23 protein-coding genes and 1 pseudogene are annotated in these 25,423 nt (G+C 69.4%); 17 read left to right on the top strand and 7 right to left on the bottom strand.

The genetic code is table 11. The features are described 5' to 3' along the window. The 3 genes and pseudogenes from BM436_RS27855 to BM436_RS27845 form a co-directional block, all read right to left on the bottom strand. Positions 1-297: pseudogene (locus BM436_RS27855) on the bottom strand (transposase); the annotation flags it as partial. 116 nt (positions 298-413) lie between these two features. Then, positions 414-698: a type II toxin-antitoxin system Phd/YefM family antitoxin gene (locus tag BM436_RS27850; RefSeq protein WP_093558904.1), complete on the bottom strand. Its 285-nt coding sequence runs from the start codon at positions 696-698 to the stop codon at positions 414-416. 85 nt (positions 699-783) lie between these two features. Then, the gene (locus BM436_RS27845; RefSeq protein ID WP_143133330.1) at positions 784-1,167 is read right to left on the bottom strand and encodes a hypothetical protein; all 384 of its coding nucleotides are present in this window, start codon (positions 1,165-1,167) and stop codon (positions 784-786) included. 257 nt (positions 1,168-1,424) lie between these two features. Between BM436_RS27845 and BM436_RS27840 the strand changes: the two genes are divergently transcribed. The 3 genes from BM436_RS27840 to BM436_RS27830 all read left to right on the top strand — a co-directional run bounded on the left by BM436_RS27840 (position 1,425) and on the right by BM436_RS27830 (position 4,532). Further along, the gene (locus tag BM436_RS27840; RefSeq protein WP_093558900.1) at positions 1,425-1,916 is read left to right on the top strand and encodes a KGG domain-containing protein; all 492 of its coding nucleotides are present in this window, start codon (positions 1,425-1,427) and stop codon (positions 1,914-1,916) included. A gap of 52 nt (positions 1,917-1,968) precedes the next feature. Continuing rightward, positions 1,969-2,493, top strand: coding sequence for a hemerythrin domain-containing protein (locus BM436_RS27835; protein ID WP_093558898.1), 525 nt, complete (start codon positions 1,969-1,971; stop codon positions 2,491-2,493). A gap of 128 nt (positions 2,494-2,621) precedes the next feature. Beyond that, positions 2,622-4,532 (top strand): hybrid sensor histidine kinase/response regulator, encoded by a 1,911-nt coding sequence (locus BM436_RS27830; RefSeq protein ID WP_093558896.1) that lies wholly within the window; start codon positions 2,622-2,624, stop codon positions 4,530-4,532. Positions 4,533-4,548: 16 nt separating this feature from the next. Here the strand turns inward: BM436_RS27830 and BM436_RS27825 are convergent, their stop codons facing one another. Then, positions 4,549-5,454, bottom strand: a complete 906-nt coding sequence (locus tag BM436_RS27825) for an AraC family transcriptional regulator (RefSeq protein ID WP_093558894.1) — start codon at positions 5,452-5,454, stop codon at positions 4,549-4,551. Positions 5,455-5,606: 152 nt separating this feature from the next. Here BM436_RS27825 and BM436_RS27820 point away from each other — a divergent pair, with 152 nt between their 5' ends. Further along, positions 5,607-6,065, top strand: a complete 459-nt coding sequence (locus tag BM436_RS27820) for a (2Fe-2S)-binding protein (RefSeq protein WP_093558892.1) — start codon at positions 5,607-5,609, stop codon at positions 6,063-6,065. A gap of 15 nt (positions 6,066-6,080) precedes the next feature. Further along, positions 6,081-8,279 carry a xanthine dehydrogenase family protein molybdopterin-binding subunit gene (locus BM436_RS27815; RefSeq protein ID WP_093558891.1) on the top strand — a complete coding sequence of 733 codons (2,199 nt, stop codon included), beginning with the start codon at positions 6,081-6,083 and terminating at the stop codon, positions 8,277-8,279. 58 nt (positions 8,280-8,337) lie between these two features. Here BM436_RS27815 and galB read toward each other — a convergent pair whose 3' ends face one another. Then, positions 8,338-10,842: a beta-galactosidase GalB gene (gene galB / locus BM436_RS27810; protein ID WP_218164943.1), complete on the bottom strand. Its 2,505-nt coding sequence runs from the start codon at positions 10,840-10,842 to the stop codon at positions 8,338-8,340. Positions 10,843-11,050: 208 nt separating this feature from the next. Here galB and BM436_RS27805 point away from each other — a divergent pair, with 208 nt between their 5' ends. From BM436_RS27805 to BM436_RS27765, 9 genes are all read left to right on the top strand, one after another. After that, positions 11,051-11,386, top strand: coding sequence for a hypothetical protein (locus BM436_RS27805; RefSeq protein WP_143133329.1), 336 nt, complete (start codon positions 11,051-11,053; stop codon positions 11,384-11,386). 117 nt (positions 11,387-11,503) lie between these two features. Continuing rightward, positions 11,504-11,833 (top strand): hypothetical protein, encoded by a 330-nt coding sequence (locus BM436_RS27800; RefSeq protein ID WP_093558885.1) that lies wholly within the window; start codon positions 11,504-11,506, stop codon positions 11,831-11,833. 100 nt (positions 11,834-11,933) lie between these two features. Next, positions 11,934-14,108 (top strand): TonB-dependent siderophore receptor, encoded by a 2,175-nt coding sequence (locus tag BM436_RS27795; protein ID WP_093558883.1) that lies wholly within the window; start codon positions 11,934-11,936, stop codon positions 14,106-14,108. Positions 14,109-14,131: 23 nt separating this feature from the next. Continuing rightward, complete coding sequence (locus BM436_RS27790) at positions 14,132-14,863, top strand: ABC transporter ATP-binding protein (RefSeq protein ID WP_093558881.1); 732 nt, start codon at positions 14,132-14,134, stop codon at positions 14,861-14,863. Further along, on the top strand, positions 14,860-16,347 hold the full coding sequence (locus BM436_RS27785; protein WP_093558879.1) for a DUF3526 domain-containing protein: 1,488 nt from the start codon (positions 14,860-14,862) through the stop codon (positions 16,345-16,347). The genes BM436_RS27790 and BM436_RS27785 overlap by 4 nt, the downstream gene beginning before the upstream one ends. Beyond that, on the top strand, positions 16,347-17,693 hold the full coding sequence (locus BM436_RS27780) for a DUF3526 domain-containing protein (protein WP_093558877.1): 1,347 nt from the start codon (positions 16,347-16,349) through the stop codon (positions 17,691-17,693). Before BM436_RS27785 ends, BM436_RS27780 begins: the two co-directional genes overlap by 1 nt. Positions 17,694-17,801: 108 nt before the next feature. Beyond that, positions 17,802-19,682, top strand: coding sequence for a potassium transporter Kup (locus tag BM436_RS27775; RefSeq protein WP_093558875.1), 1,881 nt, complete (start codon positions 17,802-17,804; stop codon positions 19,680-19,682). Beyond that, complete coding sequence (locus BM436_RS27770; protein WP_093558873.1) at positions 19,672-21,174, top strand: DUF4118 domain-containing protein; 1,503 nt, start codon at positions 19,672-19,674, stop codon at positions 21,172-21,174. The genes BM436_RS27775 and BM436_RS27770 overlap by 11 nt, the downstream gene beginning before the upstream one ends. A 1-nt stretch (position 21,175) precedes the next feature. Further along, positions 21,176-21,877, top strand: a complete 702-nt coding sequence (locus tag BM436_RS27765; RefSeq protein ID WP_093558871.1) for a response regulator — start codon at positions 21,176-21,178, stop codon at positions 21,875-21,877. A 24-nt stretch (positions 21,878-21,901) separates the two neighbouring features. Here BM436_RS27765 and BM436_RS27760 read toward each other — a convergent pair whose 3' ends face one another. Both BM436_RS27760 and BM436_RS27755 read right to left on the bottom strand, forming a co-directional pair. Next, the gene (locus BM436_RS27760; RefSeq protein ID WP_093558869.1) at positions 21,902-22,702 is read right to left on the bottom strand and encodes a ferritin-like domain-containing protein; all 801 of its coding nucleotides are present in this window, start codon (positions 22,700-22,702) and stop codon (positions 21,902-21,904) included. 49 nt (positions 22,703-22,751) lie between these two features. Further along, the gene (locus tag BM436_RS27755) at positions 22,752-23,363 is read right to left on the bottom strand and encodes a glutathione S-transferase family protein (RefSeq protein WP_093558867.1); all 612 of its coding nucleotides are present in this window, start codon (positions 23,361-23,363) and stop codon (positions 22,752-22,754) included. 103 nt (positions 23,364-23,466) lie between these two features. On the opposite strand from BM436_RS27755, the gene BM436_RS27750 reads away from it, so the two are divergent. Genes BM436_RS27750 through BM436_RS27740 form a run of 3 tightly spaced genes read left to right on the top strand, consistent with a single transcriptional unit; the run spans position 23,467 to position 25,317 of the window. Continuing rightward, positions 23,467-23,922 carry a hypothetical protein gene (locus tag BM436_RS27750; protein ID WP_093558865.1) on the top strand — a complete coding sequence of 152 codons (456 nt, stop codon included), beginning with the start codon at positions 23,467-23,469 and terminating at the stop codon, positions 23,920-23,922. Then, complete coding sequence (locus BM436_RS27745; protein WP_093558863.1) at positions 23,919-24,893, top strand: DUF2145 domain-containing protein; 975 nt, start codon at positions 23,919-23,921, stop codon at positions 24,891-24,893. The genes BM436_RS27750 and BM436_RS27745 overlap by 4 nt, the downstream gene beginning before the upstream one ends. 46 nt (positions 24,894-24,939) lie before the next feature. Further along, positions 24,940-25,317, top strand: coding sequence for a cupin domain-containing protein (locus BM436_RS27740; RefSeq protein ID WP_093558861.1), 378 nt, complete (start codon positions 24,940-24,942; stop codon positions 25,315-25,317). Positions 25,318-25,423 lie beyond the last annotated feature (106 nt).

Genomic DNA, 25,423 nt, shown 5'->3' with positions numbered 1-25,423 from the left:
CCCGGATGAAGGTGTACCTTACCCGGACGTCTTGGCAAAGTACACCGCGGCTTTTTTCAAGATGTCGCGCTCCTCGGTTACTCGCTTCAGCTCTGCTTTCAAGCGTCGCAGTTCATCATCTTTAGCATCTGCCGCAGCCCGCTCCGCCGGTGGCGTCTCATAGCGCTTTACCCAGGCGTAGATGCTGTGAATGCTGACGCCAAGTCGCTCGGCGACTTCGCTGACTGGATGACCACGCTCAGTTACCTGCTTGACTGCCGCAATCTTGAATTCTTCGGTGTACCTCTTGTCGCTCATAACTGCTCCTTTGCCCTAAATTATGGCTCAGGAGTGTCTACAATACTCGTGGCGATTCATTCTACCAATGCAGGTAATCCTCCCAGGCGTGGTCCATGAACGCCACCGACGCCTGCCTAGCCTGTTCCTTGTTCGATTCCTTGCACTTCATTCCGGATCAGCTCCCGTGCTCGGGCCTCGCCGGCTTTCAGCTGTTCGCAAGACGCCATCAAACGGCGGGCATTTTTCGGCGAACCGAGGAGATACAGCGTCTCCTCGATGCTATTGAAGTCAGCCAGCGACACCACCACCACCGGCTCCCCGTTTTGCCGGGTAATCACGGTGGGGGTGTGATCGGTACAGACATCGTCCATCACAGCTGTCAAGCCGGCGCGCGCCTCGCTAAATGTCAGAATGCGCATAGCTCCCCTCGAAGGTGGCGAACAGGAAAAGGGTAAGAATCAGTGTACGTATTTCGTTCACTGATTCATACCCCGATCGCATGCGCTATGCCGCGCGATGCGCGCCGTCGCGGTCCAGGTCGTCCAGCCAGGCGCGGCCCCGTTCCGTCACCGCGTAGGCCACGCCGCTGGCACCGGGCGCCGTGCGGATGAACTGGCACGTGAGCAGCCATTGCCGCGCGTCGTCCTCCACGATGGCGCCGCCGCCCTGCCCCAGCGCGCGCAAGACGTCGATGCAGCGCCGCTGGAACAAGGCGCGCTTGCCCAGCGCGGACAGCCGCGGCTCGCCGCCGCCGGGCCGCGTCACCAGCCCCAGTTCGAACAGGCGCTTGGGTGGCCTGGGCGCGCCAGTCCCCTCCCCCTGATGCGGCGCGTCGGTGTCGAGCAGGCGCAGCATCGCCAATTCCTCATCCGATAACCGGCCTTCCATACCCTCGTCCTCCACAAGAAATAGCCCAGCGCGAAGATAGGGGTGGCGCCCCGGGTTTAAAGAGGCGGGTTTAAAGATATATTTAATAGTTCACTTAGAACATTTTTATTCCAGTTTGTCCAGTCCAGCGCCGACCACCGCGCGGCTTCGACTCCTACACGCGCCGCCATGGCCCCGCCCTATGATGAATTCGTCCCACCCAGCTTGTCGCGGCAGGGACCAAAAGCGACTTCAACCACACAGACCGGAGACTCACCATGGCATCGAATCAAGGCAATCAAGGCAATCAAGGCGGCAACCAAGGCAAAAACCAATCGGACGACGACAAAGGCTCCAGCCGTTCGGGCGGCAGCGCCTCCAGCGGCTCGGGCGGCAAATCGGGCGGCGGCGGCTCCAAGCAGAGCGACGACACCAGCAACCGCGGCTTCGCGTCGATGGATCCGGAACAGCAGCGTGAAATCGCTGCCGAGGGTGGCCGCGCCGCCCACGCTTCCGGCAACGCGCACGAGTTCACATCGGAAGAGGCGCGCAAGGCCGGCGCCATGAGCCACAAGAACGACGGCAACCGCCAGAGCGAATCCGAGGACAGCGGCTCGCGCGGCAAGTCCAGCGGCAGCCAGGGCGGTAATCAGGGCGGCAGCCAGGGCGGCTCTTCCAGCGCCAGCGGCAAGGGCTCCGGTTCGAGCGACTCGAAATCGTCGGGCTCGGGTTCGGGCTCCGGTTCCGGCGGCGGTTCGCGTTCCAAGTAATTAACCAGTACGGGGCGTTCGCGCCCCGCTTTGACCACAGGAGTGAAAAATCATGGCCACCCAATCCACCCAGGCAGACGCCATGCCGCGCAAAGGCGGCTCGGAAAGCGGCATCGACGCGATCGAGCTGCTGACCCAGGACCACAAGAATGTGAAGGAACTGTTCGAGCAGTACGAGGCGCTCAGCGACCGCTCGCTGGTGAGCAAACGCAAGCTCGCGTTGAAGATCTGCCTCGAATTGACGAAGCACGCCACCGCCGAGGAAGAGCTCTTCTATCCGGCCGTGCGCGCGGCCAGCCGCGAGAACGAGGACCTGATCGACGAGGCCACGGTCGAGCACGCGGCGGCCAAGGACCTGATCGCCCAGATCATCGGCATGGCCCCGGGCGAGGACCTGTACGACGCGAAAGTTAAAGTGCTGTCCGAGCAGATCGAGCACCACGTCGAGGAAGAGGAAGGCGAGATGTTCCCCAAGGCGCGCGACGCCGATCTGGACATGTTGGAGCTGGGCGCCGCCATCCAGGCCCGGAAGGACGAGATCGAACTGCCGGACGAGGGCATGCCCTCGGTCAACTGAGCGGAGGTCGTTTGTCCATGACAGCACTGTAGCCATCCCGATCGCACTATTGGTTTCCTGCAAGAGGGTAGAATCCCTAAGGAGCGGCGCAATGGCGCCGCTGCGACACCATGGACGCCGCCCCAGCAATGAAACCACCGATCACCAGCGCAGAGACCATCATCGAGGCCGAACGCTTCCGGCTGTTCATCTCGAGCGTCACCGACTACGCCATCTACATGCTGTCGCCCGAGGGCATCGTGCGCACCTGGAACGCCGGCGCGCAACGCTTCAAGGGCTACACGCACGATGAGATCGTCGGCCAGCACTTCAGCCGCTTCTACACCGACGAGGACCGTGCCGCCGGCCGCCCCGCCTACGCGCTCAGGACCGCGCTGGAAACGGGCAAGTTCGAGGACGAGGGCTGGCGCGTGCGCAAGGACGGCACCCGCTTCTGGGCCAGCGTGGTGATCGATCCCATCCGCGACGAAGGCGGCGAGCTGCTCGGCTTCACCAAGATCACCCGCGACATCACGGACAAGCGCCAGGCCCAGGAGGCCCTGCACGCCAGCGAGGAGCGCTTCCGCCTGCTGGTGCAGGGCGTGACCGATTACGCGATCTACATGCTGTCGCCCGAGGGGCTGGTGACGAACTGGAACCAGGGCGCCCGGCACATCAAGGGCTACACGGCCGAGGACGTGATCGGCACCCACTTCTCCCGTTTTTACACCGAGCAGGACCAGCGGGCCGGCGTGCCGACGCGCGCCCTGGAGACGGCGCGGCGCGAGGGGCGCTTCGAGACCGAGGGCTGGCGCGTGCGCAAGGACGGCAGCCAGTTCTGGGCCCACGTCGTCATCGACGCGATCCGCGACCCGCTCGGCAAGCTGATCGGCTATGCCAAGGTCACCCGCGACGTGACGGAGCGGCGCGACGCCGAGCAGGCCCTGGCGCGCACCCGCGAGGCGCTGCTGCAGTCGCAGAAGATGGAGGCGATCGGCAAGCTGACCGGCGGCGTGGCGCACGACTTCAACAACCTGCTGAACGTGATCGTCAACGGCCTGGACGTGCTGCGCGTGACGCACGACCGCCACGGCCAGCTGAAAACCATCGACAGCATGCAGCGCGCGGCCGAGCGCGGCGCGGCGCTGACGCAGCAGCTGCTCGCCTTCGCGCGCCAGCAGCCGCTGAAGCCGGAGCGCATCAACCTGAACCGGGCCATCAACAGCTTCGAGGCGGTGCTGCGGCGCGCTCTGCCAAGCTCGGTGACGCTGGAGCTGAATCTGGCGGCGGGACTGCCGGACACGGTGGCCGACACGGCCCAGTTCGAGGCGGCTCTGCTGAACCTGGTGCTCAATTCCCGCGACGCGATCGGCGCCGGCGGCGTCATCACGCTGGAAACGGCGGCGCCGGACGGCGCAACCGCGTGTCCGCCTGGCCTGCCCCCCGGGCGCTACGTGACGGTGCGGGTGGCCGACACCGGCGGCGGCATGGCGCCGGACACCGTGGCCCGCGCGGTCGAGCCCTTCTTCACCACCAAGGAGGTCGGCAAGGGCACCGGCCTGGGACTGAGCCAGGTGTACGGCATGGTGCAGCAGGCCAAGGGCGAAATGGGCATTGTCTCGCAGCCCGGCCAGGGCACCGCCATCACGCTGTACTTCCCCGCCGTCGAGGAGGCCGGCACCGCGGTCAACGGCGGCGAGGCGGCCGAGAAGGTGCTGGTGGTGGACGACCAGCCGGACGTGCTGGACATGGCGGTGCACCTGTTCCAGAGCCTGGGCTACGAGGTGCTGTCCGCCAACAACGGCGTCGAGGCGCTGGAGACGCTGCGCCGCAAGCCCGACATCCGCATCCTGTTCAGCGACGTGGTGATGCCGGGCCTGAGCGGCATCGAGCTGGCCCGGCGCGCCCGGGAACACTTGCCCGACCTCAAGATCCTGCTCGCGTCGGGCTATATGGCCAGCGCGCTGCGGGAGCACGGCGGCGACATCGACGAGTGGGACCTGATCACCAAGCCCTACCGGCTATCGGACATCATCCGCAAACTCAAAGCCATGCATTGAGCCGGCGGCGGGCCCGCTAGGCCAGCCGCAGCCGCTGGATGTCGCGCTGCGGCGGGGCGCCGAACAGGCGGCTGTATTCGCGGCTGAACTGGGAGGCGCTCTCGTAACCCACGCGCACGCCGGCGCTGCCCGCGTCCAGGCTCTGGTTCAGCATCAGCAGCCGCGCCTCCTGCAGCCGCAACTGCTTCTGGTATTGCAGGGGGCTCATGCCGGCGACGGCGCGGAAATGCTGGCGGAACGTCGACGGGCTCATATGCGCGCTGGCCGCCAGCTCGTCCACTTTCAGGGTCTGCGAAAAGTGCTGCTTCAGCCAGGCCATCGCCTTCGCGATCTGCTGGCCGGGCGAGCCGGCCGAAACCAGGTGGCGCAGCGTCGGCCCGTGCGGCCCCGCTAGCAGCCGCACCGTGATCTCCTGCTGGATCAGCGGCGCGAGCTGGGGTATCAGCCTCGGGTCGTCCAGCAGGCGCACCAGTCGCAGCAAGGCCGCCAGCAGTTCCTCGTCCAGCGGACCAATGGACATGGCGCGGTAGGTGTATTCCTTCACCGGCGGCAGGTCCATCTCGGCCGCCAGTTGCATGATCAAACGCCCGTCCAGCACCAGCATCATGCCCAGGAAGGGCTCGGCCTGCGAGGCTTGCGTGATGTGCGACACCACCGGCAGGTCCACCGTCGTCAACAGCGACTGCCCGGCGCCGTAGTGGAAAATCTCATCCCCCAGCATGACCTGCTTGGCGCCCTGCGCCACCACGCCCAGTCCCACCCCGTAGAGGCAGTGCATGGGCGCGGTCACCGTGCTGCGGCGGTGGAAGGTCAGCCCGGGGACGGCCGTGGCGCAGTCGCCGTCTTGCTGGACGACGTGGCCGACCTTGTCGGCGAGCGCGGCGCGCGTGGCGGCGCCCGCGCTTTCGGTGTGGAGGTTCATGGGTGGGAAGTCTAGCACCGGTCCGGCGGAAAATTCACCCTGGCGACGGCTTCTCGTTGGATTGTGCAAAAACGATGGCGAATCCGGCAAACGGTTCAGGTCCCGCGTGCGACACAATGGCTCCCGTTGCGGCATCCCCTCTTGGAGAAATCATGGTCACACTGAACATCAACGGCAAGGCGATGCGCGCCGACGCCGAACCCGACACGCCCCTGCTGTGGGTGCTGCGCGACACGCTGCGGCTGACCGGCACCAAATACGGCTGCGGCATGGCGCTGTGCGGCGCCTGCACCGTGCACCTGGACGGCGAACCGGTGCGCTCGTGCAGCACGCCGGTGTCGGCGGCGGCCGGCAAGAAGATCACCACCATCGAGGCGGTCGGCCAGGGCCGCGTCGGCAAGGCGGTGCAGCAGGCATGGCAGCGGCTGGACGTGGTGCAGTGCGGCTACTGCCAGTCCGGCCAAATCATGAGCGCGGTGGCGCTGCTGTCCCAGAACCGCAAGCCGACCGACACGGACATCGACAACGCCATGGGCGGCAACATCTGCCGCTGCGCCACCTATGTCCGCATCCGCGCCGCCATCCACGAAGCCGCGGCATCGCTGGCGTAACGAGGTGACCACACCATGACCAATACCACCCGCATCGAAAACGAAAGCCGCCGCCGCTTCATGCATGGCGCGGCGGCGCTCACGCTGGCCGTCTACCTGCCCGCGTCCACGGCCGCCGGCGCCAAGGCGGCCAATGCGGCAAATCCCGCGAAGGCGCTGGAACCCAACGCCTTCCTGCGCATCGGCGAGGACAACAGCGTCACCGTCGTCTCCAAGCACCTGGAAATGGGGCAAGGCAGCTACACCGGCCTGGCCACCATCGTGGCCGAGGAACTGGACGCGGACTGGTCCCAGGTCCGTGTCGAAAGCGCGCCCGCCGACGCCAAGCGTTACAACAACCTGCTGTGGGGCCAGGCCCAGGGCACCGGCGGCAGCGGCGCCATCCGCAATTCATGGGAACAGCTGCGCAAGGCCGGCGCCTCGGCGCGCGCCATGCTGGTGGAGGCCGCCGCGCGGCAGTGGCAAGTGCCGGCGGCGGAAATCGCCGTCGCCAACGGCGTGGTGACGCACCAGGCCTCCGGGCGCAAGGCGCGCTTCGGTGAACTGGTGCGCGCGGCCTCGGAGCTGGCGCCGCCGGCCGAGGTGAAACTGAAGGACGCCGCAAGCTTCAAGCTGATCGGCCAGCGCGCGCCGCGCACCGACAGCGTGGGCAAGACCACCGGCACGGCCGTCTACACGCAGGACATCCACCTGCCCGGCATGCTCACCGCGGTGGTGGCGCATCCGCCGCGCTTCGGCGCCAAGGTGAAGTCCTTCAACGCCGCCAAGGCCAGGGCGGTCAAGGGCGTCGTCAACGTGGTCCAGATCCCGGCCGGGGTGGCGGTCGTCGCCAGGGATACCTGGAGCGCGAAAAAGGGGCGCGACGCGCTGACCGTCGAATGGGACGAAAGCGCCGCCTTCAAGCTCGGCTCGGAGCAGATCCTGGACAAATACCGCGAGCTGGCCAAGAGCCCCGGCAAGGTTGCCGCCAGCGGCGGCGACGCCGAGCGGGCCCTGGGCGCCGCCACGCGCACGCTGGAAGCCTCCTACGACTTCCCCTACCTCGCCCACGCCGCGATGGAACCGATGAACTGCGTGATCCGGCTGGACAAGGACGGCTGCGAAGTGTGGAACGGCGCCCAGATGCAGACCGCCGACCAGGCCGTGCTGGCCAAGCTGTTCGGCATCGCCCCCGAGCGGGTGCGCATCAACACGCTGTACGCGGGCGGCAGCTTCGGCCGCCGCGCCAGCAAGGAGTTCGATTACATGCTGGAGGCGGCGCACATCGTCAAGGCCATCGGCGGCCGGGCGCCGGTGAAGCTGGTGTGGCTGCGCGAGGACGACATGCGCGCCGGCTACTACCGGCCCATGTTCCACCACCGGCTGTCGGCCGGGCTGGATGGCGAGGGCGCGATCGCGGCCTGGCGCCACCGGCTGGTGGGGCAGTCCGTCCTCGCCGGCTCCTTCTTCGCCGGCGCGATCAAGGACGGCATCGACTTCACCTCCGTGGAAGGGGCCAGCAACCTGCCCTACGCCATCCCGAACATGCTGGTGGACCTGCACACGCCCGAGGACATCGGCGTGCCGGTGCAGTGGTGGCGCTCGGTGGGCTCGACCCACACCGCGTTCTCGACCGAGTGCTTCATCGACGAACTGGCGCAGGCCGCGAAAAAGGACGCGGTGGCCTGGCGCCTGGCCATGCTGGACAAGCATCCGCGCCACACGGCGGTGCTGAAGCTGGCGGCGGAGAAGGCCGGATGGGGCGGCCCGCTGGCGCCCGGAAAGGCCGGCGAGCGTCGCGGCCGGGGCGTGGCGGTGCATGAATCGTTCGCCACCGTGGTCGCCCAGGTGGCCGAGGTGACGGTGCAGGCGGACGGCTCCTTCCGCGTGGACCGGGTGGTGTGCGCGGTCGATTGCGGCATCGCCGTCAATCCGGACGTGGTGCGCGCGCAGGTCGAAGGCTCGATCGGCTACGCGCTGTCCACGGTGCTGAACGGCGCCATCACGCTCACCGACGGCAAGGTGGACCAGTCCAACTTCCACGACTACCAGCCGGTGCGCATCGCCGAGATGCCGCGCGTGGAGGTGCATATCCTGCCCTCTTCCGCCAACCCGAGCGGCATCGGCGAACCGGCCGTGCCGCCGCTGGCGCCGGCGGTGGCCAACGCGCTGGCCGCGGCCACCGGCAAGCGCGCCCGCCGGCTGCCGATCGCCACCGACATGCTGAAGGCGTAGCGGCCCGGCGCGGGCCCGCACGCATCCGGCGGACCGCGCCCTTCGGGCTTACTCGGCCCTAAGGCTTGCTATTGAGCGTCACCTTGGCGCTGCCCAGTCCCTCGCTGGTGGCGGTGACCACGATGGGGCCGGCCTTGCCGGACTTGGTCCGCACGATGGCCAGCGCCAGCCCGTTGAACGCCGCGCGCTCCGGCGACTGGAAGGACACGTGGCTGGTGGCGTCGCCGTTGTCGGTGGCCACCAGCTCGGCCGGCCCGCTGACGCTGAAGCGCACCGGGTTGCTGGTGCGCGGCACGGTGCGTCCCTCCTTGTCGGTGATCGCCACCGTCACGAAGGACAGGTCCTTGCCGTCGGCCAGCAGCGCGTCGCGGTCCGCCGTCAGCGACAGCTTCGCCGCCTTGCCGGTGGTTTGCACGGTGTCCTCCGCCCAGGGCTTGCCCTGCTTGTAGGTCACCGCGCGCAGCGTGCCGGGCTTGTACACCACGTCGTCCCAGCGCAGGCGGTAGTCGCGCGGGCCGCGCTTCTTGCGGCCCAGCGACTGCCCGTTCAGGAACAGCTCCGCCTCGTCGCCGGAGGTGTACAGGTGCACCGGCGTGACCTCGCCGACGCGCTCCGGCCAGTTCCAGTGCGGCAGCAGGTGCGCCATGGGCAGCTCCGGCCGCCAGCGCGCCTGGTACAGGTAGAAACGGTCCTTCTTGAAGCCCGCCAGGTCAACGATGCCGAAGTAGGAGCTGCGCGACGGGATATTGAGCTTGCTGAGTTCCTTCAGTTCCCTGGCGGCGCGCTCGCGGGCCGCCGGGTCGGTGAAGTTCAGCACATTGGTGGTGTCGGCGTTGTAAGGGGTCGGCTCGCCCAGGTAGTCGAAGCCGGTCCAGACGAACTCCCCGGCGACGAAGGGGTTGTCGTCCAGTCCCTTGAACTCCAGTTCCGGCGCGGAGGCCCACGGCGGCGCCGTCAGGTCGTAGCTGCTGACCTGGAAATTGGCCTGGCCCTTGGACTTGTCGTCGCTGACCGGGAAGAAGTATTCGCCGCGCGAACTGACGGTGGACGCGGTCTCGCTGCCGATCACCGGTATCTGGGGCGCGCTCTGGTGGAACTTGGGGTATTCCCAGGGCTTGTAGTTGAAGCCGACGACGTCCACCGCCGTCTGGAAGCCGTTGTAGCCGGAGACGACGTGGTTGAAGCCGGCCGTGGTCAGGCGCGTGCGGTCCTCGCTGCGCACGATGTCGGCCAGGTGGGCCGCCATCTTCCAGCCTTCCGGCTCGCCCTGTTCGCGGATCTCGTTCCCGATGCTCCACATGATCACGCTCGGATGGTTGCGGTCGCGCTTCACCATGGCGCGCAAGTCCTTCTCGTGCCACTCGTCGTACAGCAGGCCGTAGTCGTTGGGCGTCTTGCCCAGGCGCCAGGCGTCGAAGGCCTCCTCGACGATCAGGAAACCCATGCGGTCGGCCAGGTCCAGCATCTCGGGCGCGGGCGGGTTGTGCGTGGTGCGGATGGCGTTGACACCCATCTCCTTGAGGATCTCGAGCTGGCGCTCCAGCGCGCGCACGTTCAGCGCGGCGCCCAGCGCGCCCAGGTCGTGGTGCATGCACACGCCCTGGATCGCCACGTGCTCGCCGTTCAGGAAGAAGCCGCGCGCCGCGTCGAAGGACACGGTGCGCACGCCGAACGGCGTCTCCACCTCGTCCACCACCCTGCCCTGCTCGCTCACGGTGGTGACCGCGACGTAGCGCTGCGGCGTGCGCGGGCTCCAGAACCTCGGCTGCTTCAACTCCAGCGATTGCGCCAGCAGGATCTGGCGTCCCGCGCCCACCTTGGTCAAGGCCGAGGCCTCGCTGCGGGCCAGCGCCTCGCCGGTGCGGCGGCCGGCCGCGTCCAGCGCGTACAGCGCGGTCGAGACCTGGGCCGCAGTGGCGGCGCCCTTGTTGTCCAGCGTGACCTGGACATCGACGGTGGCCGCGTCGGCCTTGACGATGGGCGTGGTCACGAAGGTGCCGTTGTGCGCCACGTGCAACGGCGCGGTCTTCACCAGCCACACGTTGCGGTAGATGCCGCCGCCGGGATACCAGCGCGAGGAATCGGGCGGATTGTCCAGTCGGACCGCCAGCGTGTTCTCGGCGCCGGGCTTCAGGTGCTCCGTGAGGTCGACCCGGAACGAGGTGTAGCCGTACGGCCAGCCGCCGACCCGCTTGCCGTTGACCCAGACCGTCGCGTGCGACATGGCGCCGTCGATGTCGAGGTGGATGCGGCGGCCCGCGTCGCCCGCCGGCAGCGTGAACTTCTTGCGGTACCAGGCCACGCCCCACCACGGCAGCTTGCCGGTCTCGCCCTGGTATTCCTGCTTGAACGGGCCTTCGATGCCGAAGTCGTGCGGCAGGTCCAGCTTGCGCCATTTGGCGTCGTCGAGGGCTGCGTCGGCGCCGCCGGACGGGTCGCCCTTCATGAAGCGCCAGTCGGCGTTGAAGGAGGCGCGTTCGCGGACGGACTGTTGGTCCGCGTGGGCTGGCTGGGTCAGGGCCAGCGCGGCCATGGTGAGCGGCAGGAGGGTAATGGGTCGCATGGGCGGGCGAAAGTATAAGAAATACCAGAGTGTAGTATCGAACCCGAACCACGCGCCGCACACTGCGAATTTGGCATAGCTGACGCGAAAAAATGGATAGCTCCCGCGCCGGCGGAGGGCGCTGCGGCGGCCCGTGTTGTGAATGCGCCCCTGGCTGGGCTATACTACCGCGCACATTCAGCAATCCCTTTCGGTTGGCCGGTTACCCATGCATTCGTCAGCAGGCGCATTTCAGATTCAGCGGTTCAGCGCGCCCTTGCGGCGTGCGCTGTTGTGCGTGTGCGCGCTGCTGCTGGCTCTGCAACTGGTCGGCTCGGCGTTCCACGAGCATGAGCTCAGCGAGCAGCTGTCCGACTGCGTGAGCTGCCAGGTGGCGGCCCATGCCCTGGCCGACCTCCCGGCCGTCAATCCCGTCCTGCTGGCGGTGCTGCTGGCCGTGGCCTATGTCATCGCGCGCCTGCACCGGCCCGCGCTGGTGGTACTGCGCCGCTACCTCATCCCGGTCCGCCATGGGCCGCCCGCACCGCGCCTCCCCGTTCACTAAGCCCTTGCATGGCCTTCGGCGTCCACCGGACCGCCGGGGAGCTCGTACCTGCAAGCTTCATGACGCCCGCGACGAGGCCTTGCGCCCGCCGCCGGCAACACGGAAGTGCTGTCACCCATGTTCACACCCCGCACGCAACGCGCGCGCGCCGTGCTTGCCACGGCGCTTGCCGCCGCCCTGCTGTTCGCCTCCGGCCTGGGCCTGCTGCACCGGATCGCCCACGGCTGGAACGGCGAGCCGGCTAACGCCGCCAAGGCCGCCAAGGCCGTCACCCACTCGTGCGCCGCGTTCGACGCGGCCACGCTGGCGGACCGCCTGCCCGCGTCCATCCTCCACACCGCCGTGTGCCGCCAGCGCGTGCCGGTCGCCCCCGCCGCCGCGCTGTTCGACCCGCTGCTGACGCGCGCCGCGTATTTCGCCGCGCGCGCCCCGCCCTCTCCCCTCTGATCCCGCATGCCGCCGGCCAGTCCCGGCAATGACAACACGCACGCCCACCCGGCGCCGCGCGCGCTTCCTTGCGCCCCTATGAAACGTTTGAGAGAAGAAGATGAACCGTATTTACGCCAGTGTCGCGCCAGCCGCGATGGCGCTTTCCCTGCCCGTGTCCCTGTCCTTGTACCTGTTCCCCGCCACCGCGCGCGCACAGCAATCCCCCGCGCCGGTGGCGTCGGCCGCGTCGATCGAAGTCGTGGGCCGCCGCTCCAGCGACAGTTATCTCGCCGCCACGGCCAGCGGCGCCAAGTCCGACCTGCCGCTGCGCGAACTGCCGCAGGCGGCGCGCGTCATGTCGCGCCAGGCCCTTGACGACCTGGGCGCGGTGCGCATGGACGATGCGCTCGACTATGTCGGCGGCATCTCGCGCCAGAACAATTTCGGCGGCATGTGGGACAACGTCGCCATCCGTGGCTTCGCCGGCGACATCAACGGCGGCATGGCCCTGCTCAAGAACGGCTTCGCGGGCAACCGGGGCTTCCAGGCGCCGCGCGACACGGCCAACATCGAGCGCCTGGAATTCCTGAAGGGGCCGGCTGCGGCGCTGTACGGCGCCAGCGAGCCGGGGGGAACCATCAACGTGGTGAGCAAAAGCCCGCTGTGGCGCGCGGCCGGCGCCGCCGAGCTTTACGCCGGCAGCCACGGCGCCTACCGCGCCACGCTGGACACCACCGGCCCGCTGGCCGACGGCCTGGCCTACCGCCTCAACCTCGCGCACGAGCGGCGCGGCAGCTTCCGCGACCACGTCGACACCCGCAGGACGCTGGCCGCCCCGGCCTTCACCTGGAGGCCGGCGCCGGGGACGCGCCTGGACTATCGCGGCGAGTTCCTGCGCCACGAGGCTCCCCTGGACCGGGGGGTGGTGGCCGTCGCCAATTCGCTGGGCGCCGTGCCGCGCGGCCGCTTCCTGGGCGAACCGGCGGACGGCGACATCCTGGTGGAGAACCTGGCCCACCAGTTCAGCCTCGAACACGAACTGGCGCCGGGCTGGCATGCGCGCGCCGGGCTGGCCTACCTGGGCGGCGCCATGCGCGGCTACTCGACCGAGGCGCAGCCCGCCCTGCAGCCGGATGGACGCACGCTGTGGCGCCAGAGGCGCTACCGAGACTACCAGTCCGACGACATCAGCCTGCAGGCGGAACTCGGCGGCAGCCTGCAAACGGGCGCGGTGACGCACCAGCTGCTGGCCGGCGTGGAAGCGTCGCGCCTGGACTTCGACCAGCGCATGCTGCGCGCCAACCCCAGCGCCGCGCGCCCCTACGCGATCGACGTGCTGGCGCCCGAACTTGGCCAGCTGTATGGCCATCCGCGGCCCGAGCCCGCGCCGAACGCCGATACCGCCGACCGGCAGCGCACCGGCGCGCTGTACCTGCAGGACACGGTGGTGCTGGGCCATGCCTGGCGGGTGGTGGCCGGCGTGCGCGCCGACCGGTACCGCCAGGACCTGCGCAACAACCGCACCGGCGCGGATACCGCGCAGCGGCCGCATGCGGTCTCGCCGCGCGTCGGCGTCAGCTACCTGCCCGGCGCGGAGTGGACGCTGTACGCCAGCACGGGGCGCTCGTTCCGCCCCAACACCGGCGCCGACGCCGCCGCCAGCCCCTTCGATCCCGAAAAGGCCCAGGCCGCCGAAATCGGCGCCAAATGGCAGAACGCCGGGGGCACACTGGGCGCGACGCTGGCGCTGTTCGATATCCGCAAACGCAACGCCCTCACCGCCGATCCTGGGCATCCGGGCTTCTCGATCGCCGCGGGGAGGCTGCGCAGCCAGGGCATGGACTTCGACCTGGCCGGACAGCTCGGCCGCGCATGGCGCGTCAACGCCAGCCTGTCCTATATCGACGCGCGCGTGGCCAGCGACAACACGCTGGAAGCCGGCTCGCCGCTGCTGAACGTGCCGCGCCTGAACGGCAGCCTGATGTTGCTGCGCGAGGCGCGCCTGGCCGGCGGCGGACGCGTGGGTGTCGGCGGCGCCGTCACCTACAGCGCCAGCCGGCTGGGCGAGGGGCGCACGCGGGCGCAGGCGGCCAGCGGCGCGCCGGCTTTCGAACTGCCGTCCTACGCGCTGGCGCGTCTGGTCGCCTACTGGCAGCTGTCGCACAGCCTGCGGGTCTCGCTCGACATCGACAACCTGTTCGACCGCCACTATTACAGCAGTTCCTTCCAGCGCACCTGGGTCACGCCCGGCGCCGCGCGCGCCGCCACGCTGGGCCTGCAAGCCAGGTTCTGAACCCATCACATGAGAAAGTCACCATGAACCACCCAACATTCGCCCTCGAAGCGGCCGGCGTCACGGTCGCCTACCGCTCATCCCCCGTGCTCGACGAGCTCCGCATCCGGGTGCGGCCCGGCGAGATCTACGCCCTCCTCGGCGGCAACGGCGCCGGCAAGTCGACCACGCTGAACACCTTCCTCGGCTTCACCCGGCCGAGCGCCGGAACCGTGCGCGTGTGCGGCATCGACGTCGCGGCGGATCCGCGCGCGGCGCGCGCGCAACTGGCATATGTGCCCGAGAACGTGGCGCTCTACGAACACCTGGACGCGCACGAGAACATCGAGTACTTCCTGCGCCTCGCCGGGACGCCTCCTACACCGGGCGCGATCGAAACCGCGCTCGACGCGGTGCGGTTGGAACGCGCCGCATGGCGGCGCCGTCTTGGCGGCTACTCCAAGGGCATGCGGCAAAAGGTCGCCATCGCCCTGGCCTTGGCGCGCGCGGTGCCGGTGCTGCTGCTGGACGAACCCACCAGCGGCCTCGACCCGCAGGCCTCCAGCGAGTTCAACGCGCTGCTGCACACGCTGCGGGCGCGCGGAACGGCCGTCTTCATGGTCACGCACGACCTGCTGGGCGCGGCCGAGGTGGCCGACAGGATAGGCTTCCTGGAACGCGGCCGCATCGTCCACGAGTGCGCGGCCCATGGCGCGGAACGCTTCGACGTGCGCGACTTGTACCGGCGCTACGCCGGCACGCGGGAGGCGGCATGACCGCGCCATTCGGCGGCGTCCGCGGGGGACGCGGCGTGCGCAACGGCGGCAACGGCGGCATCGGCGGCGGAGTGCTGGCGGCCATCGTCCGCGCCGAGTGGCGCGCCATGCTGCGCAACCGCGTGGCGCTGGCCGCCGGGGTCCTGATGCTGGCGCTGACGCTGGCTGCCATCCTGGTCAGCCATGAGCGCGTCCGAGCCGTGGACGCCGAGCGCGAGCGCTTCCAGCACAGCGCCGACGAGCAGTGGCAAGCGCAGCCCGACCGCCATCCGCACCGCATGGTCCACTACGGCCAGTACGTGTTCCGGCCACTCGGCCCGCTCGCCTTCTTCGACTTCGGCGTCGATCCCTACACCGGCAGCACCTTGTTCCTAGAAGGCCACCGCCAGAACAGCGCCAATTTCAGCGACGCCAGCCAGTCCTCCCTGATGCTGCGCTTCGGGCAACTGACGCCGGCCTTCGTGCTGCAGACGCTCGCGCCGCTGCTGATCGCGTTCCTCGCCTTCGGCAGCGTGGCGCGCGAGCGCGAGCGGGGCCAGTTGCGGCTGCAGCTCGCGCAGGGCGCGGGCGCCGGCAAGCTCCTGGCGGGCAAGGCCGCCGCGCACGCGGCGGTGGCCATGCTGCTGGCGCTGCCCGCGTTCGCGGCGCTGGCGGCGATCGCCGCGGCGCAGCCGGCCGTGCGCGCGCAGGCGCTGCTCATGCTGGCCGGCTATGCGCTCTACCTGCTGGTCTGGGCGGTGGTGGCCGTGCTGGCGTCGGCCGCGCTGCCGCGCGCGCGGGACGCCCTGCTCGCGCTGGTGGGCTGCTGGATCGTCACCACCATCCTGCTGCCGCGCGTGATGCCGGACCTGGCCGAAAGGCGCCACGAGCGGCCCAGCCGCATCGAGACCGAGGCGGCCATCCATGCGCGGCTGGCCGCGCTGGGCGACAGCCACAATCCGGACGATCCCCACTTCCGCGCGTTCCGGGAAAAGACGCTGGCCGCCTACGGCGTCGCGCGGGTCGAGGACCTGCCCGTCAACTACGGCGGGCTCGTGGCCGGGGAAGGCGAACGGCTCACCAGCGCCCTGTTCGAGGAGTTCATGCGCGAGGACTTCGAACGGCAAACGGCGCAGGTGGCGTTCACGCACGCCGCCGCCGCGCTCAGCCCCGCGATCGCGCTGCGCCGCCTGTCCACCGCGCTCGCGGACACCAATCTCGATGCCCATATCCGCTTCCTGTCCGAAGGCGAGCGCCACCGCTACCGGCTGGTGCAGGCGCTGAACCGCCTGCACGCGACGCAGATACGCCACCAGAACGACCGCGACCAGCGCATCGGCGGGGAGCACTGGCGGCACACGCCGCAATTCAGCTACCCGCCGCCCGATTTCGGCGCCGTGACGCGGCGCCACGCCTGGCCCGCGCTACTCATCTTCGCCGGCTGGCTGGCGGCGCTCGCCGGCGCCGGCCGCGTCATCGCCGGCCGCCTTGAAAGGAACGCCTAATGAGAAACCTGATGTTTGAACTGCGGCTGGTGCTGCAATCCCGCCTCGCCGCCGGCGCCCTCGCGCTGCTGATGCTGTTGTCGGCGCTGTCGGTGTGGAGCGGGCTGCAGGCCGGCGCGGCGCAGCGCGCGGCGCTGGAACGCATCGCGGCCACCCAGCGCGCCGAGGTCGCGGCGATCGCGGCGAAGTACGCCGACGGCGGCGACGCCGGCCAGGCGGCCTACTCGACGCCGCACCTGACCGTCAATCCGCCCTCTCCGCTGGCCTTCGCCGCGCTCGGCCAGCGCGACCTGCAACCCTATTCGCTGCGCGTGCGCCTGCTTGGCCTGCAGTCGCAGCTGTATGAATCGGAGTCCATCAACCCCGAGCTGGCCATGGCCGGCCGCTTCGACTTCGCCTTCCTGCTGGTGTATCTGGCGCCGCTGTTCGTGATCGCGCTGATGCACGACCTGATCTCCGGCGAGCGCGAGGCCGGCCGCTTGCGCCTGCTCGCGTCGCTGCCGGCGGCCACGGGCCGGCTCTGGCGGCGCAGGATAGGCCTGCGCTACGCGCTCGTTTGGCTGGCCGCGCTGGCGCCGCTGGCCGCCGGCGGCGCGCTGGCGGGCGCGGAGGCGGCGGGCCTGGCCGGTGTCGCGCTGGTGGCGTCGCTGTATCTCGCCTTCTGGTTCGGCGTGACGGCCTGGGTCGCGGGCCACGCCCGCGGCTCGGCCGCCAGCGCCGCCATCCTGCTCGCCGCGCTGGTGGGCCTGACGATGGTGCTGCCAACGCTGGCCGACGCCGCCATCGCGCGCCTGGTCCCCGTCTCCAAGGGGGTGGAACTGGCGCTGGCGCAGCGGCAGGCGGTGCACCAGGGCTGGGACGTGCCCAAAACGGCCACCTTCGCGCAATTCTTCCGCACGCATCCGGAATGGCGGGACACGCCGCCGGTCACGGGACGCTTCCACTGGAAATGGTATTACGCGATGCAGCAGGTGGGGGATCAGGCGGTCGCCGACGAGGTCGCGCGGTACCGGGCCAGCCTGCGGGAGCGCGAGGATTGGACGGGGCGCGCGGGAACGCTCCTGGCGCCGGTCGCCGTCCAGGTGTTGCTGCACCGCCTAGCCGATACCGATCTGCGCGGCCAACTGGCGTACCAGGAGCGCATCGCGGATTTCCACACCCGCCTGCGCAAGTTCTTCTATCCCTACATCTTCGAGGAGCGTCCCTTCAGCCCGCGGGACTTCGCCCGCATGCCCTCTTTCGGCGCAAGCGAAGCCCGGGCCGAATTGCCGGCGGGCCCGTTGGCCGCCCTGGGCCTGATGGCCATGCTTGCGCTGGCGCTCGGCCTGCGGCGCGTGGCCCATTGAAAATGCCGCGCCGCCCGCGTCCGCGCGGGTGGCGCGGCCATTCTTTACGACTTTTTTATATCGAAAACGATATCTTGCGGCTCTCGGCGTTCACAAAAGGGCAAAGCAATGACATCGGCATCATCCAACACCAGGCTCGCCACCCTGAGCCTGGCCGCCATCGGCATCGTCTACGGCGATATCGGCACCAGTCCGCTGTACACCATGAAGGAAGTGTTCTCCAGGGAGCACGGCATCGCGCTCACCCACGCCAACCTGCTCGGCGTGGTTTCGCTGATCGTGTGGGGACTGACCATCATCGTCTCCCTCAAGTACGTGGCGCTGATACTGCGCGCCGACAACCGCGGCGAGGGTGGCGTGATGGCGCTGATGGCGCTGGCCATGTCCTCGGTCACGCGCGAATCGCGCTGGTTCCATCCGCTGATGCTGGTCGGCCTGGCCGGCACCGCGCTGTTCTTCGGCGACGGCGTGATCACGCCGGCGATCTCCGTGCTGTCCGCCATCGAGGGCCTGGAAGTGGCCACGCCGGCCTTCCAGCCCTACGTCATCCCGCTCACGGTGGCGGTGCTGGTGGCGCTGTACACGGTGCAGCACCACGGCACGGCGGGCATCGGCAAATGGTTCGGGCCCGTCGTGCTGGTGTGGTTCATCGCGCTGGGCGCGATGGGCGTGGTCAACATCGCCGCCAACCCGTCCATCCTGGCCGCCCTCGATCCCCGGCACGCGCTGCGCTTCCTGGTGGACAACGGGTGGCTGGGCTTCGCGGCGCTGGGCGCGATCTTCCTGGCCTTCACCGGCGCCGAGGCGCTGTACGCGGACCTGGGCCACTTCGGCAAGCGCCCGATCCGGCTGGCCTGGTTCGTGGCGGTGTTCCCCGCGCTGTCGCTGAACTACCTGGGCCAGGGCGCCCTGCTGATGTCGAACCCGGAGGCGGTATCGAACCCCTTCTACCACCAGCTGGGCAGCTGGAGCGTCTACCCGCTGGTGGCGATGGCGACGGTGGCGACGGTGATCGCCTCGCAGGCCACCATCTCGGCCACCTTCTCCGTCACCCAGTCCGCGATATCGCTCGGCTTCCTGCCCCGGATGCGGGTGATCCACACCTCCGAGCGAGAGATCGGCCAGGTCTACATCCCGCTGGTGAACTGGCTCCAGCTGCTGGTGGTGCTGGCGGCGGTGGTGGGCTTCGGCTCGTCGACCGACCTGGCGGCCGCGTACGGCATCGCGGTGACGACCACCATGGTCACCACCACCGTCCTGACGTTCTTCGTCATCCGCCACCAGTGGAAGTACAACCTGTTCCTGTGCTGGGCGGCCACCAGCTTCTTCCTGGCCATCGACCTCGCCTTCTTCCTCGCCAACACGCTGAAGATCGCCCACGGCGGCTGGTTCCCCCTGCTGCTGGGCACCATCGCGATGACGGTGCTGATGACGTGGCACGAGGGACGCGGCATCCTGTTCGCCAATCTGAAAAAGCATGCGATTCCCCTGGGCGACTTCCTGCAGTCGCTGTTCGCCAGCCCTCCGCTGCGGGTTCCCGGCACGGCCGTCTTCTTCCGCGCCGAGGGCGACGGCGTGCCGCACGCGCTGCTGCACAATCTGCTGCACAACAAGATCCTGCACGAGCGCATCGTCTTCCTCACCGTCTTCAACCGCGACATCCCGGCCGTGCCGGAGGCCGAGCGTGTCAGGCTCGCGGACCTCGGGCACAACTGCCACCAGCTCGACGTGTACTATGGTTTCAAGGACGAGCGTGACATACTTCGGGCATTGGAGCTGAGCAAAGGACAGGGCATGGAGTTCGCAATGATGGAAACCTCCTTCTTCATCGCGCGCCAGACGGTGATCCCCGTGGTGGGCGGCGGCGGCATGGCGCTGTGGCGGGACGCGCTGTTCGCCACCATGTCGCGCAACGCGCGGGACGCGGCCGAGTACTACCGGATTCCCACCAACCGCGTGATCGAACTGGGAACCCAGATTGAAATCTAGCCTGGACGCGACGGCCAGGCCCGGCGGCCACGCCTGGGCCTTCGCCGCCTGCGCGCTGACCACCGCGCTGGCCCTGCCGCTGCGCGGTTCGCTGGTCGCGGCCAACCTGATCCTGCTCTACCTGTTGGCCGTGGTGTTCGTGACCGTGCGCTTCGGCCGCGCGCCGGGCGTGTTCGCCTCCGTGCTGGCGGTGCTGGCCTTCGACGTCTTCCTGGTGCCGCCCTACCTGTCGCTGAGCGTGGCCGACCCGCAATACCTGCTGACATTCGCCATGATGCTGGCGGTCTCGCTGATCATCAGCCACCTGACCGCCAGCTTGCGCTTCCAGGCGCGCGTGGCGCTGCAGCGCGAGGCCCGCGCCAACGCCCTGTTCGAGCTGTCGCGCGAGCTGTCCGGCGCGCTGAGCAACGAGGAGATACGCGATATCGGCGTGCGGCGCCTCAACGCGACGTTCCAGGCCCGCGCCCACATCCTGTTCCCGGACGAGCAAGGGCGGCTGGCGCCGGCCGGCCTGCCCGACGCCATGATGATGATCGCGAAAACCGTCCACGAGCGCGAGGTCGTCACCGGTTACGAGGAGGGGGCCGCCCTCTCGGCCGGGGTGCGCTACCTGCCGCTGCGGGCGCCCATGCGCACGCGCGGCGTGCTGGTGCTGGCGCCGGCGAACCCGGGACGGGACCTCTCGCCCGGGCAGGAACGCCTGCTGCAGACCTGCGCGACGCAGATCGCGCTGGCCATCGAGCGCGTCCACTATGTCGACGTGGCGCGCGATGCGACGCTGGCCATCGAATCGGAACGCCTGCGCAACTCCCTGCTGAGCGCCATTTCGCACGACATCCGCACGCCGCTGACCACCATCGTGGGCCTGTCCAGCACCCTCGCCGAGGGGCGCGCGCTGCCGCCTGAGACCAGCCGGGAACTGGTCCTGGCCATCCACGACGCCGCCCGGCGCATGCACGCGCTGGTCACCAACCTGCTGGACATGGCCAGGCTGCAGGCCGGCGCGGTCAAACTCAACCGCCAGTGGCAGCTGCTGGAGGAAGCCGTGGGCGGCGCGCTGGCGGAGTGCGCCGGCGCGCTGGCCGGCCACCCGGTGCGCGTGGCGCTGCCGGCCACGCTGCCGCTGGTGGAGTTCGACGCGGTGCTGCTGCAGCGGGTCTTTTGCAACCTGCTGGACAACGCCGCCAAGCACGGCGCGCCTGGCGGTCCCGTCACCATCTCCGCGCGGCTGGCCGGCGGCGGTGTCGCGGTGGCGGTCGAGGACAGCGGCCCCGGCGTCCCCGGAGGCATGGAACAGGCCATTTTCGCCATGTTCGCGCGCGGCGAGGCGGAACCGGCGAGCGCCGGCGCTGGCCTGGGCCTGGCCATCTGCAAGGCCATCGTCGAGGCGCACGGCGGAACGATACACGCGGAAAACCGGCCCGAGGGCGGCGCGCGCTTCGAATTCACGCTGCCGCTGGGCGTGCCGCCGTGCGGCGGGGAGCTGGAATAGCATGCGGCTGCCACCCATCCATATCCTCCTGATCGAGGACGAAACGCAGATCCGGCGCTTCCTGCGCATGACCTTCGAGGCCGAGGGCCTGACCGTGACGGAGGCGCCGACCGGCGCGCGCGGCCTGGCCGAGGCGGAACGGGTCCGCCCCGGGCTGGTGATCCTGGACCTGGGCCTGCCGGACATGGACGGCGTCGACGTGGTGCGCCAACTGCGCGCCTGGACCGACGTGCCCATCGTGATCCTGTCCGCGCGCAGCGACGAGGCGCAGAAGGTGCGCGCGCTGGACGCGGGCGCCGACGACTACCTGACCAAGCCCTTCGGCAATTCGGAACTGATGGCGCGCATGCGCGTCCATCTGCGCAAGCGCCCCGCCGCCAAGCTGGAGGCGGAGGCGGAGGCGCGGCCCTTCCTCTTCGGCGACATCGGCGTCGACTTCCAGCAGCGCCGCGTCACCCGGGCCGGCGAGCCGGTGCACCTCACGCCCATCGAATTCAAGCTGCTGTCCGAGCTGGCGGCCAACCCGGGCAAGGTGCTGACCCATGCCTATTTGCTGCGCGCCGTGTGGGGCGACGGCCATTCCGAGCGCAGCCACTACCTGCGCATCTACATGGGCCACCTGCGCCAGAAGCTCGAGCTCGACCCGGCGCGGCCCGCGCATATCGTCACCGAGACCGGCGTCGGCTACCGGCTGCTGGTCTAGGCTGTCGGTCTTCCCACGCGCAGCTCAGGACAGCGCGTCCAACTCCCCCTCGGTGAAGCCGGCCTGGCGGCGCGCCTCGATGTTGAAGGGGCCGCGCAGCGGCGGCGCCTTGTAGCGCAGCGCCAGCTCGGCGTAGGTCGCGCGCGGCTCCAGGCCGCGTTGCGCGCACAGGTGGCCGTACCAGCGGTTGCCGATTTCAACGTGGCCGATCTCGTCGCGCAGGATGATGTCCAGGATGTTGGCCGCCTCCAGGTCGCCCGCCTGCGCCAGCTTGGCGCGCAGCGGCGGGATCGCGTCCAGGCCGCGCGCCTCCAGCGTGCGCGGCACCAGGGCCATGCGCGCCATCGCGTCGTCGCAGGTCTTGGCGACCATTTCCCACAGGCTGTCGTGGGCCGGGAAGTCGCCATAGGCGTAGCCCAGGGTCTGCAGGTGGGCCGACAGCATGGAGAAGTGCGTGGCCTCCTCCTTCGCCACGCGCAGCCAGTCGGTGTAATACCGCTCCGGCATGCCGGGGAAGCGCCACAGCGCGTCCAGTGCCAGGTTGACGGCGTTGAACTCGATGTGGGCCAGCGCATGGATCAGCATGGCGCGCCCCTCCACGGTCGCCATGGAGCGGCGCCCCACCTTCAGCGGCGGCACAAGTTCGGGGCGCTCCGGGCGGCCGGGGATGCCGGGCGGGGTCGCCAACGCGGCGTCCGCGTCCAGCGTGCGCTCGCCCGCCAGGTCCGCCGCGGCCATCGCCGCGACCGCGGCCGCCTTGGCGGCCGGGTCGCGTTCGAGCAGGCATTGCAGCGCGCGGGCGCGCAGTTCGGTTGGTACCGCCATGGTGGTCCTTGAAGCAAAAAGGACGCAGTTTAGCAAATCCGCGCGCCGCTCACGCGCCGTGCGCGGCGATGGCCTTCCGATAGGCGGGACGCGCCTCGATGCGGTCGGCGAAGGCGGTGAGGTTGGGATAGGCCTCGCGGCCGGCGAAGCGCAGGGCCATCTGCGCCACGAACGACAGCTGCACGTCCGCGCCGGTGAGTTCGTCGCCGACGAAGTACTCGCGGCCTTCCAGTTCCCGGTCCAGGTAGCCCAGGTGGTTTTTCAGTTCGCTCTCGATGCGCGGCTGCAGCGGCGCGCCGCCCTCGCCCAGGCGGCCGGTGTACAGCTTGAGCATCAGCGGCAGCATGGCCGAACCCTCGGCGTAGTGCAGGAACTGGATGTAGCGGTTGTAGTCCGGCGTGTCCGGCGCCGGGGCGAAGCGGCCGTTCCCGTACTTGCGCACCAGGTATTCGACGATGGCGCCGGACTCGATCAGCACCTGGCCGTCGTCGCGCAGCACGGGCGCCTTGCCCAGCGGGTGGATTTGCGCCAGCTCGGGCGGCGCCAGGTGCGTCTTGGCGTCGCGCTCGTATTGAAACAGCTTGTATTCCAGGCCCAGCTCTTCGAGCAGCCAGGTGATGCGGCGGGAACGGGACGCGTTCAGGTGGTGCAGTTCGATCATGGCGGTGTGGTGTGAGTGGAAAGAAGAGCCATGCTACCCGAAACCGCACGGTCATGCGTTATCATGTCGGCTCAGCCATGTAACCGCATTCCAAGGATCCGTTGTGCATATTCCATCCCCACTTCGCCTCGCCAGTATCGCCGCCGCGCTGGCCCTGTGCCTGAACGCGCAGGCCGGCAGCTCCACCTCCTCCGCCTCCAGCGCCGGTTCCGCCTCCAGCGGCAGCGTGTCCGACTCGCTGAGCGGTTCCAGCAACAGTTCGACCGGCGGCAACAAGACCGCCGACGGCGCCTACCACATCATCGACATCGCCCAGACCCCGGGCCGCGCCGGCATGGCCCGCGTGACCATGCAGGGCGACGAGCCGCAAATGCGCATCGTGCTCGACCTGCCGCAGACCACCTTCGACCAGCAGCGGCTGGACAAGGGCGACATGGTGTATGCGCAGAACCGCGTGTACGGCATCGAGTTCGCCCGCAACGACACGCGCAAGGCCTTCTACCTGGTGCTGGCCGACGAGTGGTACGGCGAGCTGGCCGCGCGCCCGCTCGGCACTTGACGCCACGCCGCCGTGTCCGCGTCCGCGCGCCGGCGTTCGCCGCCTGCGCGGCGGCCTGCGCGATTGCGTGCGCGGCCGGCGGCGCGGCCGCCAGCACGACGGCCGGCGCATCGAACGCCTCCGCGTCCGGCAACCCCGGATCGTCGCGCTTCTGCGACATTTCCCCCGAGTTGAGCGCCGTCGAACAGGACAAGCTGCTGCGTTTCGCCGCCGTGGTGCGCGAGGAACTGGCCGCCAGCGATGGCGGCCTCGCGCTGGTGAGCCGTTCCGGCCTGGACCTGTCTCGCTTCGGCATCCGCTATTCGCACGCCGCGCTGGCCTGGCGCGCCGACAACGGCGCCTGGGCCGCGCGCCAGCTGTACTACGCATGCGACGAGGGCCGTCCACGCATCTTCGACCAGGGCCTGGCCGGCTTCGCCATGGGCACGGACGATCCCGCGCTGGGCTACATCTCGCTGGTGCGCGTCCCGGCCGGCGCGGTGGCGCCGCTGCGGAGCGCCCTGCTCGACACGCCGCGCGTGCTGCGCCTGCTGGCTGGCCGATACAGCGCCAACGCCTACGCCTACGGCCTGGATTATCAGAACTGCAACCAGTGGCTGGTGGAGCTGCTGGCCGTGGCGTGGGGCGGCCTGGAGGACGGCGCCGGCCTGCGCGGGCGCGCCCAGGACTGGCTACGCGCCGAGGGTTACGCGCCGGAGCCGGTCGATGTCGGCTCGCGCCTGCTGATGCTGGCGCCCCTGTTCATGCCATTGCTGCACCTCGACGACCATCCGGCGCCGGACCGCGCCGGGATGAAGCTGCGCGTCAGTCTGCCCTCGTCCATCGAGGGCTTCATCCGCGGGCGCGTGCCCGGCGCCGAGCGGGTCGAGATCTGCCACGACGACAAGCGGGTCGTGGTGCACCGCGGCTGGACGCCCATCGCGTCCGGCTGCGTGCCCGGTGATGGCGACCGGGTGATCCCGCTGGACTGAATCGGGCGGGGTACAATCGCCGGGTTTTCAATCCGCCAATTCCGTCATGCCAGCCATTACCGATTTCAGCGCCCGGGCGCCGACGCCCGAATACGACCATCCGCGCGAGGAGCGCCGCCTGGACGGCAATCCGCGCCGCACCACGTGGAACCACTTCACCAACCATAGCGGCGAGGTGCACGCGGGCGTGTGGGCCTGCGAGGTCGGCAGTTGGCGCATCGCGTTCGCGCCCAACAAGGATGAATTCTTCTTCGTCACCGAGGGCCGCTGCCGGCTGATCGACGACGACGGCCACGCCGTCGAAGCCGGGCCGGGATCGGCGCTGGTCATTCCGGCCGGCTTCCGGGGCGTGTTCGAAGTGCTCGAACCCGTGAAGAAGCATTATGTGATCGTCGAACGCAAGGCCGATCAACCTGCTGAGTAATCGCCGTATCGCGCCCCGGGCGGCTGGACATGCGCGGGGCGATCCGGATAATCGATGGACTCGCGGCGCCCCGCCGCCGGCCATTTCATCACACCGCCCGGACCGC

This window comes from Pseudoduganella namucuonensis, assembly GCF_900116645.1.
Lineage (GTDB): Bacteria > Pseudomonadota > Gammaproteobacteria > Burkholderiales > Burkholderiaceae_D > Rugamonas > Rugamonas namucuonensis.
This window is presented reverse-complemented; position numbering and strand designations above follow the sequence as displayed.